Origin of the sequence: Synechococcus sp. R6-5 (assembly GCF_047461775.1) — a bacterium.
Lineage (GTDB): Bacteria > Cyanobacteriota > Cyanobacteriia > Thermostichales > Thermostichaceae > Thermostichus.
The window spans coordinates 1-540 of sequence record NZ_JANSHV010000394.1 but is presented as its reverse complement, the minus strand read 5'-3'; the positions used below and the strand labels follow the sequence as shown (position 1 = coordinate 540).

Sequence of the window (540 nt, the reverse complement as noted above, 5' to 3'; positions counted from 1 at the left end):
AGCGGATCGCCAGCCGGTCGCGCCGTATCGATGAGCACGCGCAATTGCCCGCTCTGATCGCGGATGAGCAATTTCGAGCCGGGAGCGAATTTTGTGATACCGGTAATCATGTGCCCCGCCGGACCGACATCGCGGGGGAAGAGGTAATCGCCAGTTGCCAGGCGACTACGCGCCACAAACACCAGTGGCGGGAGCGGGGTCTGCGCCTGCGCCGATTGCACTGCCAGCACAGGTGCAAGGAACAGCATCAGGCTCAGCATGAACTGCGAGACTCTGGCAAACGCACGACGCATCAGCATAGTCACGAGTATACGCCAGAATTGGCGGTATTGTCCATAGCATGTAATCAGAAACGATGCACTTAATGGGTCTCCTGCAAACAGGAATGCAGAAAACCGCTCATCTCCCCCGGAACTCTTCCACCGAGAGGCGAGCCTGACCACGCCGACGCCGATCACACGCTCAGGTTCCTGGCGGACGTCGCCATGGTGCGCGCCAGAGGATCAATGCGCTCGCACCGATGACGGCGACAATAATGAC

The 540-nt window shown here is 59.4% G+C and carries 1 protein-coding gene; it reads right to left on the bottom strand.

Features of this window, described 5'->3' with window-relative positions; all coding sequences use genetic code 11:
• Nucleotides 1-458 (bottom strand): hypothetical protein (locus tag NW818_RS13945; protein ID WP_414424898.1); only part of this gene is annotated, 458 nt, incomplete at its 3' end.
• Nucleotides 459-540: the final 82 nt, after the last annotated feature.